The 13,566-nt window shown below is 67.7% G+C and carries 23 protein-coding genes and 4 pseudogenes; all 27 read left to right on the top strand.

The genetic code is table 11. The features are described 5' to 3' along the window. Positions 1–416, top strand: a pseudogene (locus QNJ12_RS19785) (50S ribosomal protein L17); the annotation flags it as partial. Beyond that, the gene (gene rplW / locus QNJ12_RS19780) at positions 413–700 is read left to right on the top strand and encodes a 50S ribosomal protein L23 (RefSeq protein WP_300625304.1); all 288 of its coding nucleotides are present in this window, start codon (positions 413–415) and stop codon (positions 698–700) included. The pseudogene QNJ12_RS19785 and the gene rplW, both read left to right, overlap by 4 nt. A 14-nt stretch (positions 701–714) precedes the next feature. Beyond that, entirely contained in the window at positions 715–1,551 is an 837-nt protein-coding gene (gene rplB, locus QNJ12_RS19775; RefSeq protein ID WP_300625302.1) for a 50S ribosomal protein L2, read from the top strand. 25 nt (positions 1,552–1,576) lie between these two features. Then, complete coding sequence (gene rpsS / locus QNJ12_RS19770) at positions 1,577–1,855, top strand: 30S ribosomal protein S19 (RefSeq protein WP_300625300.1); 279 nt, start codon at positions 1,577–1,579, stop codon at positions 1,853–1,855. Between the two features lie 41 nt (positions 1,856–1,896). Beyond that, a pseudogene (rplV, locus tag QNJ12_RS19765) lies at positions 1,897–2,247 on the top strand (50S ribosomal protein L22); the annotation flags it as partial. Positions 2,248–2,795: 548 nt separating this feature from the next. After that, positions 2,796–3,505 (top strand): annotated as a pseudogene (rpsC, locus tag QNJ12_RS19760) (30S ribosomal protein S3); the annotation flags it as partial. 189 nt (positions 3,506–3,694) lie between these two features. Next, complete coding sequence (gene rplP, locus QNJ12_RS19755) at positions 3,695–4,111, top strand: 50S ribosomal protein L16 (RefSeq protein ID WP_300625298.1); 417 nt, start codon at positions 3,695–3,697, stop codon at positions 4,109–4,111. Between the two features lie 89 nt (positions 4,112–4,200). Beyond that, positions 4,201–4,413, top strand: a complete 213-nt coding sequence (gene rpmC / locus QNJ12_RS19750) for a 50S ribosomal protein L29 (protein WP_300625296.1) — start codon at positions 4,201–4,203, stop codon at positions 4,411–4,413. Positions 4,414–4,420: 7 nt separating this feature from the next. After that, complete coding sequence (rpsQ, locus tag QNJ12_RS19745; protein ID WP_300625294.1) at positions 4,421–4,750, top strand: 30S ribosomal protein S17; 330 nt, start codon at positions 4,421–4,423, stop codon at positions 4,748–4,750. A 66-nt stretch (positions 4,751–4,816) separates the two neighbouring features. Continuing rightward, positions 4,817–5,185 carry a 50S ribosomal protein L14 gene (gene rplN, locus QNJ12_RS19740; RefSeq protein ID WP_300625292.1) on the top strand — a complete coding sequence of 123 codons (369 nt, stop codon included), beginning with the start codon at positions 4,817–4,819 and terminating at the stop codon, positions 5,183–5,185. Then, positions 5,186–5,488 carry a 50S ribosomal protein L24 gene (gene rplX / locus QNJ12_RS19735; RefSeq protein ID WP_300625290.1) on the top strand — a complete coding sequence of 101 codons (303 nt, stop codon included), beginning with the start codon at positions 5,186–5,188 and terminating at the stop codon, positions 5,486–5,488. A gap of 2 nt (positions 5,489–5,490) precedes the next feature. Continuing rightward, a complete protein-coding gene (gene rplE, locus QNJ12_RS19730) occupies positions 5,491–6,111 on the top strand; it encodes a 50S ribosomal protein L5 (protein WP_300625288.1) in 621 nt (206 codons plus the stop codon). A gap of 26 nt (positions 6,112–6,137) precedes the next feature. Next, positions 6,138–6,323 (top strand): type Z 30S ribosomal protein S14, encoded by a 186-nt coding sequence (locus QNJ12_RS19725; RefSeq protein ID WP_300625285.1) that lies wholly within the window; start codon positions 6,138–6,140, stop codon positions 6,321–6,323. A 9-nt stretch (positions 6,324–6,332) separates the two neighbouring features. After that, a complete protein-coding gene (gene rpsH, locus QNJ12_RS19720) occupies positions 6,333–6,737 on the top strand; it encodes a 30S ribosomal protein S8 (protein ID WP_300625306.1) in 405 nt (134 codons plus the stop codon). A gap of 21 nt (positions 6,738–6,758) precedes the next feature. After that, entirely contained in the window at positions 6,759–7,301 is a 543-nt protein-coding gene (rplF, locus tag QNJ12_RS19715) for a 50S ribosomal protein L6 (protein WP_300625283.1), read from the top strand. A gap of 85 nt (positions 7,302–7,386) precedes the next feature. After that, positions 7,387–7,755, top strand: coding sequence for a 50S ribosomal protein L18 (gene rplR / locus QNJ12_RS19710; protein WP_300625281.1), 369 nt, complete (start codon positions 7,387–7,389; stop codon positions 7,753–7,755). Then, the gene (gene rpsE / locus QNJ12_RS19705) at positions 7,755–8,348 is read left to right on the top strand and encodes a 30S ribosomal protein S5 (protein ID WP_300625279.1); all 594 of its coding nucleotides are present in this window, start codon (positions 7,755–7,757) and stop codon (positions 8,346–8,348) included. The genes rplR and rpsE overlap by 1 nt, the downstream gene beginning before the upstream one ends. Next, the gene (gene rpmD / locus QNJ12_RS19700) at positions 8,341–8,532 is read left to right on the top strand and encodes a 50S ribosomal protein L30 (protein ID WP_300625277.1); all 192 of its coding nucleotides are present in this window, start codon (positions 8,341–8,343) and stop codon (positions 8,530–8,532) included. Before rpsE ends, rpmD begins: the two co-directional genes overlap by 8 nt. Positions 8,533–8,534: 2 nt before the next feature. Beyond that, a complete protein-coding gene (gene rplO / locus QNJ12_RS19695) occupies positions 8,535–9,035 on the top strand; it encodes a 50S ribosomal protein L15 (protein WP_300625275.1) in 501 nt (166 codons plus the stop codon). 320 nt (positions 9,036–9,355) lie between these two features. After that, positions 9,356–10,681 carry a preprotein translocase subunit SecY gene (gene secY / locus QNJ12_RS19690; RefSeq protein ID WP_300625273.1) on the top strand — a complete coding sequence of 442 codons (1,326 nt, stop codon included), beginning with the start codon at positions 9,356–9,358 and terminating at the stop codon, positions 10,679–10,681. Positions 10,682–10,691: 10 nt separating this feature from the next. Then, entirely contained in the window at positions 10,692–11,348 is a 657-nt protein-coding gene (locus tag QNJ12_RS19685) for an adenylate kinase (RefSeq protein WP_300625271.1), read from the top strand. A 199-nt stretch (positions 11,349–11,547) separates the two neighbouring features. Beyond that, positions 11,548–11,799: a translation initiation factor IF-1 gene (gene infA / locus QNJ12_RS19680; protein WP_300625269.1), complete on the top strand. Its 252-nt coding sequence runs from the start codon at positions 11,548–11,550 to the stop codon at positions 11,797–11,799. Between the two features lie 7 nt (positions 11,800–11,806). Then, positions 11,807–11,920: a 50S ribosomal protein L36 gene (gene rpmJ, locus QNJ12_RS19675; protein WP_300625267.1), complete on the top strand. Its 114-nt coding sequence runs from the start codon at positions 11,807–11,809 to the stop codon at positions 11,918–11,920. A 15-nt stretch (positions 11,921–11,935) separates the two neighbouring features. Beyond that, entirely contained in the window at positions 11,936–12,316 is a 381-nt protein-coding gene (rpsM, locus tag QNJ12_RS19670; RefSeq protein ID WP_300625265.1) for a 30S ribosomal protein S13, read from the top strand. Then, on the top strand, positions 12,316–12,717 hold the full coding sequence (gene rpsK, locus QNJ12_RS19665; RefSeq protein WP_300625263.1) for a 30S ribosomal protein S11: 402 nt from the start codon (positions 12,316–12,318) through the stop codon (positions 12,715–12,717). Before rpsM ends, rpsK begins: the two co-directional genes overlap by 1 nt. A gap of 7 nt (positions 12,718–12,724) precedes the next feature. After that, positions 12,725–13,342 (top strand): 30S ribosomal protein S4, encoded by a 618-nt coding sequence (rpsD, locus tag QNJ12_RS19660; RefSeq protein WP_300625261.1) that lies wholly within the window; start codon positions 12,725–12,727, stop codon positions 13,340–13,342. A gap of 72 nt (positions 13,343–13,414) precedes the next feature. Then, positions 13,415–13,566, top strand: a pseudogene (locus tag QNJ12_RS19655) (DNA-directed RNA polymerase subunit alpha); the annotation flags it as partial.

Here is a 13,566-nt window from a genome sequence, read left to right as displayed (position 1 = left end):
AGGCCGCTGCTGCTCCCGAGGCCGCTGCTGCTCCCGAGGCCGCTGCTGCTCCCGAGGCCGCTGCTGCTCCCGAGGCCGCTGCCGCTCCCGAGGCCGCTGCTGCTCCCGAGGCCGCTGCTGCTCCCGAGGCCGCTGCTGCTCCCGAGCCGTCCGACGCCGTCGGCGACTTCGAGCCGGCCGAGTTCGAGGGCGCGGTCCAGGCCGACGCCGACGGCAACGGCCCCGACACCCACCCGATCAAGGGCAATGCGGAGTCGATGCTGTACCACGTGCCGGGCAGCTCGTTCTACGACCGCACGAGGGCCGAGGTGTGGTTCGACACCGAGGAGAGCGCCGAGGCCGCCGGCTTCCAGAAGCCCGCATCGCAGCGCACCGACACCGACGCCGCCGACGAGCAGGAAGGTGACGAGTCATGAAGGATCCCCGCGACATCATCTTGGCGCCCGTCGTCTCCGAGAAGAGCTACGACCTGATGGAGACCGGCGTCTACGTCTTCAAGGTGCACCCGAGCGCCAGCAAGCCCGAGATCCGCGACGCAGTCGAGGCGATCTGGGGCGTCGACGTGTTGAAGGTCAACACGCTCAATCGCAAGGGCAAGTCGACGCGGGTCCGGGGCACGAACCGCCGCGGCTCGAAGCCGAACACCAAGCGCGCCATCGTCACGCTGGCAGCGGGTGAGATCCCGCTGTTCGAGAACTGAAGGACTGATCAGCCATGGCGATTCGTTCCCGTAAACCCACCAGCCCGGCCCGGCGCTTCCAGACGTCGTCCGACTTCTCCGAGGTCACCAAGTCGACGCCCGAGAAGTCGCTGCTGGCACAGAAGACCAAGACCGGCGGCCGCAACACCTACGGCCGCAAGACGTCACGCCACCGCGGTGGCGGTCACAAGCAGCGCTACCGCGTGATCGACTTCAAGCGCGTCAAGGACGGCGTGCCCGCCAAGGTCGCGGGCATCGAGTACGACCCGAACCGCACCTGCCGCATCGCGCTGCTGCACTACAACGACGGCGAGAAGGCGTACATCCTGGCGCCGAAGGGCCTCGGCGTCGGCGACGTGGTCGAGAGCGGCCACGGTGCCGACATCAAGCCGGGCAACGCGATGGCGTTGCGCTACATCCCGGTCGGCACCACCGTGCACAACGTCGAGCTCCGTCCCGGCCAGGGCGGCAAGATCGGCCGGTCGGCCGGCATCGCCGTGCAGCTCGTCGCCAAGGAGGGCGACTACGCCACGCTGCGCATGCCGTCGACCGAGATGCGCCGCGTCCCGATCGACTGCCGTGCCACGGTCGGCGAGGTCGGCAACAGCGAGCACGAGCTCGTCAAGATCGGCAAGGCAGGCCGCAACCGTTGGAAGGGCGTCAAGCCGCAGACCCGCGGTGTCGCCATGAACCCGGTCGACCACCCCCTCGGTGGTGGCGAGGGTCGTTCGTCCGGCGGTCGTCCCGCCGTGTCGCCGTGGGGCAAGCCCGAGAGCCGAACCCGTTCGAAGAAGAAGGCCAGCCAGAAGATGATCGTCCGCCGTCGCCGCTCCGGTCGCGGGCGTCGCTGAGGCCGGAAGGAAGCGCAGAGAAGCCATGACACGCAGTCTCAAGAAGGGCCCGTTCGTCGACGAGCACCTGCTCAAGAAGGTCGACGCGCAGAACGAGGCCGGCGAGCGCAAGGTCATCAAGACCTGGTCGCGCCGCTCGACCATCATCCCCGACATGGTCGGCCACACGATCGCCGTCCACGACGGCCGCAAGCACGTGCCGGTGTACATCACCGAATCGATGGTCGGTCACAAGCTCGGTGAGTTCAGCCCGACCCGGACGTTCAAGTTCCACGCCGGGCAGGAGAAGGGGGCGCGACGCTGATGCGTGGTCCCAAGCTGAACGAGGGCGCCACCGTCGCCACGATGACCCGGGGCGAGCGCCACGGCACGAAGGCGACCGCCAAGTACGTCCGCTCGTCGGCGTACAAGGCGCGGGTCGTGCTCGACCTGATCCGCGGGCTCGACGTCCGTCGTGCCGACGAGGTGCTGCAGTTCACCGAACGCGGCATCGCCCGTGACATCCGCAAGGTCCTGGCCAGCGCGGTCGCCAACGCGACCGACCTCGACAACGCCGCCTACATCGGCGACGCCGACGAGCTGTTCGTGCTTGCGTGCTTCGCCGACGAGGGCCCGACGCTGCGCCGGTTCCGGCCGCGTGCCCGGGGCCGGGCGACCCGGATCCGCAAGCGCACCTGCCACATCACCGTCGTCGTCGCCCGCATGAGCGAGGAGCGTCTCGAGATCATGCGGGCCCGCGCCGAGGGTGTCAGCGCCAGCGCGTCGGCCAGCCGCCGTGCCCGCGTCGAGCGCAGCCGCCAGCGTGCCGAGGCCGCCAGGGCCGAAGCCGAGGGCGCCGACGTCGACGAGGAGATCACCGACGAGGCCGACGAGTCGGCCGACGAGGCGACCACTGACGCGGCCATCGAGGACGCCGGCGAGGAGGCGACGGAGGACGTCGCCGACGAGCCCGAGGCCGAGACCGCCGAGCCAGAGACCACCGAGCCCGACGCCGACGCCGAGGCTGACGAGTCGCCGGCCGGCGAGTTCGCCGCCGGCGAATGGGCCGGCAGCGTCGTGCCCGACGATGACGGCAACGGGCCCGAGACGCACCCGATCAAGGGCAACGTCGACTCGATGCTCTACCACACGCCCGACAGCCGGTACTACAAGGTCACCAAAGCCGAGGTGTGGTTCGACACCGAGGAGAGCGCCGAGGCCGCCGGCTTCAGCAAGCCCGGCAGCACGAAGGACGAGGACTGAACATGGGTCAGAAGATCAATCCCTACGGTTTCCGGCTCGGTGTCAGCACCGACTGGAAGAGCCGCTGGTTCTCCGAGCGCGAGTACAAGCAGTACCTCACCGAGGACTGGCAGATCCGCCAGGCCATCATGGAACGCCTCGAGTCGGCGGCGATCAGCCGCATCGAGATCGAGCGCACCCGCGACAAGCTGCGCGTCGACGTGCACACCGCCCGGCCGGGCATCGTCATCGGCCGTCGCGGCGCGCAGGCCGACGAGCTGCGGGCGATGATCACCAAGATCACCGGGAACCCGAAGATCCAGCTCAACATCGTCGAGATCAAGACCCCCGAGCTCGACGCTGCGCTGATCGCACAGGGTGTCGCCGACCAGCTCGCCAACCGCATCGCCTTCCGCCGTGCGATGAAGCGTGCCGTGCAGAACGCACAGCGCGCCGGCGCACTCGGGATCCGGGTCCAGTGCTCGGGTCGCCTCGGCGGCGCCGAGATGAGCCGCACCGAGTGGTACCGCGAAGGCCGCGTGCCGTTGCACACGCTGCGGGCCGACATCGACTACGGCTTCCGTGAGGCGAAGACCTCCAACGGCCGCGTCGGCGTCAAGGTGTGGCTCTACAAGGGCGACATCCTGCCGTACAAGGCCGCCAACGAGGACAAGATCGCTCGTGAGGCCGCCATGGCCGTCGGCGAGACGTCCGGCCAAACCGCCGACGACGGCCCGCGCAAGGTCGTGTCGTCGGCCGCCCGCCGCCGCGATCAGGTGCCCGAGCCCGAGACGCAGCCCCTCATCAAGGACGCGGATCCCGAGCTCGAGAAGCTGCTCGACGAGGAAGAGACCATCGCCCGCCAGACCCGCGAGGGTCACGAGACGCCGCACTTCCGTGCGGACGACTGAGGAGCTTCATCATGTTGATGCCCCGTAAGGTCGCCCACCGCAAGCACCATCGTGGCCGGACCCGCGGCGTTGCCAAGGGTGGCACCGATCTGAACTTCGGCGAGTACGGCATCCAGGCACTCGAGCCCGGCTGGCTGACCGCCCGCCAGATCGAGGCCGCCCGTATCGCCATGACCCGGTCGATCCGCCGCGGCGGCAAGGTGTGGATCAACATCTTCCCCGACAAGCCGGTCACCAAGAAGCCGGCCGAGACCCGCATGGGTTCCGGCAAGGGCAACCCCGAGTTCTGGGTCGCCGTCGTGCGCCCCGGGCGAGTGCTGTTCGAGCTGTCGTACCCCGACGAGGCGCTCGCGAGGGAGGCCATGAACAAGGCCATCCAGAAGCTCCCGATCAAGGCGCGCGTCATCACGCGCGAGGAAGGGATCTGAGATGCGCAGCATCGCAGTGACGATCGTGCGAGCGCCAGCGAGCCGAGGGTCGATGGGTTCGGGGCGCAGCCCCGAGGAGGAGATCTGACATGGCGCGCAAGAACACCCTCGCCGACAAGGACCTGACCGAGCTCGTCGAGGAGCTCCGCGCGACGAAGCACGAGGCGCTCAACCTGCGCTTCCGCAACGCCACCGGTCAGCTCGAGAACACCGCCGAGATCAAGAAGGTGCGGCGTCAGATCGCACGGATCAACACCCTCATCCGCGAGCGCGAGATCGCCGCGGCCGAGGCAGAGAACTGAGTCAATGATGAGCGAAACCGAAACCACCGTCGCCGAGACGACCGAGACCCCTGCCACCGACGCTGCGGCCGAGGTCGAGAGTGCTGCCCGCAACCGACGCAAGGTCCGCGAGGGCACCGTCACCTCGGCGAGCATGGACAAGACGATCGTCGTCACCGTGACCGACCGCGTCCGTCACGCCAAGTACAACAAGTTCGTCTTGCGCACGACCAAGCTCTACACCCACGACGAGTCGAACGAGGCCGGCCTGGGCGACAAGGTGCGCGTCATGGAGACCCGCCCGCTGAGCAAGAACAAGCGCTGGCGGCTCGTCGAGATCATCGAGAGGGCACGGTAGGTCCATGATCGAACGTAGTGAGCGAATCATGATCACGGTGATTCATGAGTCATGCGAGGTACGAGCATGATTCAGCAGGAGTCACGCCTTCGCGTCGCCGACAACAGCGGCGCCCGCGAGGTGCTCTGCATCAAGGTGCTCGGCGGCACGCGCCGCCGCTACGCCTCGATCGGCGACATCTTCGTCGCCACCGTCAAGGACGCCATTCCCGGCGCCGGCGTCAAGAAGGGCGATGTCGTCAAGTGCGTCGTCGTTCGCGTCAAGAAGGAGAAGCGTCGCCCCGACGGCAGCTACATCCGCTTCGACGAGAACGCGGCCGTGTTGATCAAGGACGACCTCACGCCCCGCGGCACTCGCATCTTCGGCCCCGTGGGCCGTGAGCTGCGCGACCGCAAGTTCATGCGCATCGTCTCACTCGCCCCGGAGGTGATCTGAGTGAAGCTCCGCAAGGGTGATCCGGTCCGTGTCATCACGGGCAAGGAGAAGGGCAAGGAAGGCGTCGTCGAACGCGTCATGCCCAAGGAGAACAAGGTGCTCGTCACCGGTGTCAACACCGCGGCGAAGCACCAGCGGGCGGTTCGTGCCAACGAGCAGGCCGGCATCATCGACAAGGACATGCCGATCGACGCGTCGAACGTCATGTACGTGCACAAGGGCGAGACCGTCCGCCTCGGCTACGCCGTGAACTCCAAGGGCGAGAAGGTGCGGATCGCACGTCCGAGTGGGGACGAGGTCTGATCATGACGACGACAGTGACCCAGCCGCGGCTCAAGGCGCGGTACAACAACACGATCAAAGCGCAGCTCGCGCAAGAGCTCGGCATCGAGAACGAGATGCAGATCCCGAAGCTCGACAAGATCGTCATCAACATGGGCGTCGGTCGTGCGACGCAGCAGCCGTCGCTCCTCGAGAAGGCGGTCGACGAGCTCACGCTGATCTCGGGCCAGAAGCCGATCATCACCCGCGCCCAGCACTCGATCGCCGGGTTCAAGCTCCGTGAGGGGCAGGCGATCGGTACCAAGGTGACGCTGCGCGGCGACCGGATGTGGGAGTTCTTCGACCGGCTGCTGTCGGTGGCGATCCCTCGTATCCGTGACTTCCGCGGCCTGCCCGCCCACTCGTGGGACGGCCGAGGCAACTACACGTTCGGCCTCAACGACCAGACCGTGTTCCCCGAGATCAACGTCGACAAGGTCGACTTCCAGCGGGGCATGGACATCAGCATCGTGACCACGGCGCAGACCAACGAGGGCGGCCAAGCGCTGCTCGACGCCTTCGGGTTCCCCTTCAAGAAGGGTGCCGACGCCGAGAACGCCCCCCGGAAGAAGCGCAACCGCGGCCCGTACCGCGGGAAGAAGTGACCGAGTAGAGACGCAGAGAGACTCAGATGGCCAAGAAAGCACTGATCAACAAGGCGAACGGCACGCCGAAGTACAAGGTTCGCGCCTACACCCGCTGCCGCCGCTGCGGACGTCCTCGTTCGGTTCTCCGGAAGTTCGGACTCTGCCGGGTGTGCCTGCGCGAGCTGGCCCATGCCGGTGAGATCCCCGGTCTGACGAAGTCGAGCTGGTGAGGAGGCCCCATCATGATGACTGATCCCATCGCCGACATGCTGACCCGTCTTCGCAACGCGAACACGGCGATGCACGACACGGTTCGCATGCCGTCGTCCAAGCAGAAGGTCGCGCTCGCCAAGGTCCTCGAGTCCGAGGGCTACATCGGCGGCTTCGAGGTCGCACCGTCGGCCAAGGGCCCCGGCGACGTGCTCACCATCACGATGAAGTACTCCGACGATCGTGATCGCACGATCTCGGGTCTTCGTCGCATCTCCACACCGGGTCTGCGGGTCTACCGCAAGGCCAGCGCCGTGCCGCGAGTGCTCGGCGGTCTCGGTGTGGCCGTCCTGTCCACCAGCCAGGGGCTGATGACCGACCGCGAGGCGCGACAGCGCAACATGGGCGGCGAAGTCCTCTGCTACGTCTGGTGAACCCGAGGAGATCGAATCGACATGTCTCGTATCGGTAACGCACCGGTCACCGTCCCCGCCGGCGTCGAGGTCACCGTCGCCGACGGCACCGTGACCGTCAAGGGCCCGAAGGGAACCCTCAGCCGCCCGATCCCGGGCGACATCGAGATCACCCAGGACGACGGCTCGCTGCGCTTCGCCCGCCCCAACGACGAGCGTCAGAACCGCGCGCTGCACGGGCTGACCCGGAGCCTCGTCAACAACATGGTCGTCGGCGTCACCGACGGCTTCAAGAAGGAGCTCGAGATCGTCGGCGTCGGCTACCGCGCCGAGGCGCAGGGCCCGAACGGCCTTCGCCTCAACCTCGGGTTCAGCCACCCTGTCCAGGTCGCGGCCCCCGAGGGCATCACGTTCGAGGTGCCGCAGCCGACCCAGGTGATCGTCTCGGGCATCGACAAAGAGGTCGTCGGCCAGGTGGCCGCCAACATCCGCAGCATCCGCAAGCCCGAGCCCTACAAGGGCAAGGGCGTCCGCTACGCCGGTGAGCGCATCGTGCGCAAGGCCGGCAAGGCCGGCAAGAAGTGATGGCGATGGTCGAGCATTCGGGCGCGGCCATGCCGGCAGATCAACACGTCGGCAAGGCCGGCAAGAAGTAGGTACGGAGCAACTCATGAGTGACATCGCCAAGGCCCGTCGCCACGGTCGCATCCGCCGGCACCGGCGGGTCCGCAAGAAGGTCCACGGCACCGCGGCGCGGCCGCGCCTGGCCGTGCACCGGTCCAACAAGCACATCTCGGTCCAGGTGATCGACGACGACGCCGGCGTCACCCTCGCCGCCGCGTCCAGCGTCGAGGCCGATCAGCGTGCCGTCGGCAGCGGCGGCACCGTCGCCGCCGCGACCCGGGTCGGCGAGCTCGTCGGCGAGCGGGCGAAGGCCGCCGGCATCACCAAGGTCGTGTTCGACCGGGGCGGATTCGCCTACCACGGGCGCGTCGCCGCGCTCGCCGACGCCGCCCGCAACGCAGGTCTGGAGTTCTGATGGCATATCAGCCGAATACCAACAGCTCGAACGAGAACGAGGGTGGGCTGCGCGAGTCGCGGGTCATCACGATCAACCGCGTCGCCAAGGTGGTGAAGGGCGGTCGTCGCTTCAGCTTCACCGCGCTCGTCGTCGTGGGCGACGGCAACGGCAGGGTCGGGCTCGGCTACGGCAAGGCCAAGGAGGTGCCGCTGGCGATCCAGAAGGGCACCGAGGAGGCCAAGCGCAACCTGTTCTCGGTGCCGCTCGCTGGCTCGACGATCATCCACCCCGTGATCGGCGAGACCGGTGGTGGCCGCGTGCTGATGAAGCCGGCGGCCACCGGTACCGGCGTCATCGCCGGCGGTGCGGCCCGCATCATCCTCGAGGAGGCCGGCGTGCACGACATCCTGTGCAAGTCGCTCGGCTCCGCCAACCACATCAACGTCGCCCGCGCGACGATCGCCGGGCTGAAGTCGTTGCAGCGCCCCGACGAGGTCGCCAAGCGGCGCGGCATCCCCGCCGACAGCTTCGTACCGAAGGGCCTGCTCAACGCGTACAACGAGCGCGAGAAGCAACTCGCGGCCGGTGCATCGGGAGCGACGAATGAGTGACAAGACCATCACCGTCACGCAGGTGAAGTCGGGGATCGGCGCCAAGCCGAAGGCCCGTGGCACCCTGCGCGCGCTCGGGCTCGGCCGGATCGGCCAGACGAACACGTTGCCCGACCGCCCCGAGATCCGCGGCATGATCCAGCGCGTGCCGCACCTCGTCGAAGTCACCGAAGGAGCTGACTGATCATGCGTGTCGACGATCTCGCACCCGCACCCGGTTCGAAGAAGGCGTCACGGCGTGTCGGCCGCGGCACCGGCGGCCGTCGGGGGAAGACCGCCGGCCGTGGCACGAAGGGCACCCGCGCCCGCAACACGGTCGCCGCCGGCTTCGAGGGCGGCCAGACGCCGCTCAAGATGCGGGTGCCGAAGCTGAAGGGGTTCACCAACCCGTTCCGCGTCGAGTACTCGGCGGTCAACCTCGACACGCTCGACGTGATGAGCGAGGCGACGGTCACGCCCGAGGTGCTGCACGCGCACGGCATCGTCCGCAAGGACGCGTTCGTGAAGATCCTCGCCCGCGGTGAGCTGAGCCGGAAGATCGACGTGCACGCGCACGCCGTGTCGAAGGCTGCCGAGGCGGCGATCACCGCCGCCGGCGGCACGGTCACGCTCATCGAGCTGCCGTTCAAGGCCGAGGGCAAGGCCGGCCGCCCGCCCGCCAAGGGCAACCAGTTCACGAATCGCTGAGTCGGGCTCACCCGCTCGGTTCGCTCGCTCCGTTCGCCGGAAGTGGCCTGAGCGCCTTCGGCGCGCCCAACTGTGATCGACCGACCGACGGAGTCGGATCGGTCGATGGTGGAGGGGGCCGACTACTCGCCCCCTCCACACCACCCCCACCGCGCCCGGCCGGATCGGTCGATGGTGGAGAGTCGATCAGCCGCCCCCTTCACACCACCCCCACTGGCCGCCGGGTTGGCACGTGCACATCCTGATCCGGCTGGAGCTGCCTGGTTGGACCTGGGTTGGCTCCGGTAGCCTGCTCGGGTCCCCCAGCGCTTCGAGGAACCATGTCGGCGATCAGCAACATCAAGAACATCTTCAAGGTCACGGATCTCCGCAACAAGATCCTGTTCACCTTCATGATCGTTGCGATGTACCGCATCGGCGCGGCGATCCGCGTGCCCGGCGTCGATCCGCTCGCCATCGACCAGCTCCGCGAAGGCGCCCAGGACGGTGCGCTCGGTCTGTTCAACCTCTTCTCGGGCGGCGCGTTCGAGTCGTTCTCGGTGTTCGCGCTCGGCATCATGCCGTACATCACGGCCAGCATCATCATGCAGGTCCTCGGCGTCGTGATCCCGAAGCTCGAAGAGCTGCAGCAGCAAGGCGCGGTCGGTCAGCGCAAGATCACCCAGTACACGCGCTACGTGACGATCGCGCTGGCCACCCTGCAGGCGACCGTGCTCGTGTTCTTGTTCGGCACCGGCGGTGGCGGCGCGTTCTTCAGCGCCGTCCAGGCGCCCTCGGTGCCGCTCCTGCCCGACGGCATCTGGCCGCGCGGCTACCTCATCATCCCGACGCTGGTGGCCGGCACGGCGGTGCTGATGTGGATGGGCGAGCTCATCAGCCAGCGCGGCATCGGCAACGGCATGTCGATGATCATCTTCGCGTCGGTCGTGGCGTCGCTCCCCGGCGGCTTCTACTCGATCCTCCAGGTCAACAAGTGGTTCTGGTTCGTGGTGATGGTGGTGGTCACGATCGGCATCATCGTCGCCGTCGTGTTCGTCGAGCTCGGCCAGCGAAGAATCCCCGTGCAGTTCGCGAAGCGCGTCGTCGGCCGCCGCATGATGGGCGGCCAGAACACCTACATCCCGCTCAAGGTCAACCAGTCGGGTGTCATCCCGATCATCTTCGCCAGCTCGATCCTGCTGCTCCCGGCCATTCTCGCCAGCTTCCTCGGCGGCTCGAGCACCGGCTGGCGGGCCGACATCCAGCGATACGTCGACCAGTACATCCTCAACAGCCAGAACTTCGTGTACGTCACGATCTTCGCCCTGCTGATCGTCGCCTTCGCCTACTTCTACAACTCGATCGCCTTCGATCCGGTGCGCCAGGCCGACCAGATCCGGCGCCAGGGCGGCTTCATCCCCGGCGTCCGCCCCGGCATCCAGACCGAGAACTACCTCGCGAAGGCCGTCAACCGCATCACGCTGCCGGGCGCCGTGTTCATCGCGCTGATCGCCATCACGCCGTACCTGATCCTGTGGGCTGCCGACGTGAACTCGTTCGCCTTCGCCGGCACGAGCGTCCTGATCTCGGTGGGTGTGGCGCTCGAGCTGATGCGTCAGATCGACAGCCAGCTGATGTTGCGCAACTACGAAGGGTTCCTGAAGTAAGGGTCGCCCGGTGATCCCCGGCGCGCGGATCATCATCCTCGGCCGCCAGGGCGCCGGTAAGGGGACGCAGTGCGTCCGTCTGTCGCGCCATTACGTCGTCCCGCACATCTCCACGGGGGACATGCTGCGTGCGGCCGCCCGCGAGGGGAGCGAGCTCGGCCTCGCCGCCAAGGAGGTCATGGACGCCGGCGGCCTGGTCGGCGACGAGATCATGATCGGCCTCGTCGCCGAGCGGCTCGAGAAGGCCGATGCCACCACCAGGGGGTTCATCCTCGACGGGTTCCCACGCACGGTCAAGCAGGCGACTGCGCTCGACCGCATCACCGCCCAGCAGCCGATCCACGTCGTCATCGACCTCGACGTGCCCCGCGAGATCGTGCTCGAACGGCTCTCGTCGCGCCGGGTCTGCCGCGACTGCGGCACCAACTACACCGCGGCCGGCCAGGAGCCGTCGCCGTGGATCTGCGACGTCTGTGGCGGCGACGTCCAGCAGCGGGCCGACGACACGCCCGACTCGGTGAACCGCCGCCTCGACCTCTACGAGACCCAGACCTCGCCGCTGATCGACTACTTCAGCAGCCGCGGCGCCCTGACCGTCGTCAACGGCGTCGGGCACCCCGACCACGTCTTCAAGCGGCTGACCGACTCGGTCGAAGCGCGCCGCTGACACACCTCGCTCCATCCCATCCGCCGACGGACCACACCTGCGGGTCGGCCTCGCCGGACGGCCCCGACGACGTTCCGGCGAATACCACATCCGAGCCGGAATCTGGCGGATCCGGGCTGTGGGGAACCCGGGACACGCCGGTAGCATTGAGTGCCGGTCTGAGCGCAGACCGACCCGAGAAGTCCGCTGAGCTGGGCAAATGCCCGCTCGAACCGAGGAGAAACCTCTGCCGAAGCCCAAAGAAGACGCGATCGTCCTCGAAGGAACGATCGTCGAGTCGCTCCCGAATGCCATGTTCCGTGTCGAGCTGGAGAACGGCCACAACGTGCTGGCCCACATCTCGGGCAAGATGCGGATGCACTACATCCGCATTCTCCCCGGCGACAAGGTGCAGGTGGAGCTCACCCCGTACGACCTCACACGAGGTCGCATCACGTATCGATACAAGTGAGAGAGCAGTGAAGGTCCGACCGAGCGTCAAGCCGATGTGCGAGAAGTGCCGTGTGATCCGTCGGCACGGGCGCGTCCAAGTCATCTGTGAGAACCCCCGCCACAAGCAGCGGCAGGGCTGAGGAAGAGAGCAACCAATGGCACGTATCGCCGGCGTCGACATCCCCCGCGAGAAGCGGCTCGAGGTCTCGCTCACCTACATCTTCGGCATCGGCCTGCACACCGCGCAGCGCATCGCCGACGATCTCGAGCTCGACCGTGACACCAAGGTCTCGGCGCTGACCGAGGACGAGGTCAACAAGATCCGTCACTACGTCGACGACAACCTCACCATCGAAGGTGACCTCCGTCGCGACGTCCAGAACGACATCAAGCGCAAGATCGAGATCGGTTGCCTGCAGGGCGTCCGTCACCGCAAGGGGCTGCCGGTCCGCGGCCAGCGCACCCACACCAACGCTCGTACCCGCAAGGGCCCGAAGCGCACCGTTGCCAACAAGAAGAAGGCTGTGAGGAAGTAATGGCCAAGGCCAAGCCGGGCGGCCGCCGCCCACGCAAGCGCGACCGCAAGAACGTCTCGACGGGCGTCGTGCACATCAAGAGCTCGTTCAACAACACGATCGTCACCATCACCGACCCCCAGGGCAACGTCATCTCGTGGGCGTCGTCCGGCGCGGTCGGCTTCAAGGGGAGCCGCAAGAGCACCCCCTACGCGGCGCAGCAGGCGGCCGAGCGCGCTGCCAACGCCGCGATGGAGCACGGGCTCCGCCGCGTCGAGGTACAGGTCAAGGGCCCGGGCTCGGGTCGCGACACCGCCGTCCGCTCCATCCAGAACACCGGCATCGAGGTCGTCTCCATCAAGGACGTCACGCCCGTGCCGCACAACGGCTGCCGTCCGCCCAAGCGCCGCCGGGGGAACTGAGGAAGTCATGGCTCGCTACACCGGTCCCAAGGTGCGCCTCTCGCGCCGCCTGTCCACCAACATCTTCGAGAACGAGAAGGGCCGCCGCGCCCTCGACCGCCGTCCCTTCCCGCCGGGTGCGCACGGCCGCACACGCCGCCGCAACGCCGGCAGCGAGTACCTCGCCCAACTGCAAGAGAAGCAGAAGGCGAAGTACATCTACGGCGTGCTCGAGAAGCAGTTCAAGAAGACCTACAACGAGGCCATCCGGCTGCAGGGCCCCACGGGCGAGAACCTGCTCCGCCTGCTCGAGACCCGTCTCGACAACGTGGCGTACCGCGCCGGTTGGGCGTCGACCCGGCCGCAGGCCCGCCAGTTCGTCAACCACGGCCTCATCAAGGTCAACGGCCGGCGCGTCGACATCCCGTCGTACCGCGTCCGCAAGGGCGACGTCGTGTCGCTGAGCGACAAGGCCGCCAACATGATCGTCATCCAGCACAATCTCGACGTCCTCGACCGCACCGTGGTCGGCTGGCTCGAGGTCGGCGAGGGCGGCAAGCAGGTCACCGTCCGGGACCTGCCCCAGCGCGAGCACATCGACGTGCCCGTCCGCGAGTCGCTCATCGTCGAGCTGTACTCGAAGTAACCCCCGGCCGCGGGTTGCGCCCGCCACCGACCCCGTCACCTGTCGAACACCCCAGAAAGGACCTGGCAGCAGATGCTCGTCATGCAGCGCCCCACCGTCGAAACCCTCGGCGAGGAGGCCAACAACCAGCAGCGTTTCGCGATCGGTCCGCTCGAGCCCGGCTTCGGTCACACGCTCGGCAACTCGCTCCGCCGCACCCTGCTCTCGTCGATCCCCGGCGCCGC

The organism is Ilumatobacter sp., from assembly GCF_030065885.1.
GTDB lineage: Bacteria > Actinomycetota > Acidimicrobiia > Acidimicrobiales > Ilumatobacteraceae > Ilumatobacter.
Note: the sequence above shows the minus strand (reverse complement) of the source record. Positions and strands in the feature narration are given on the sequence as shown.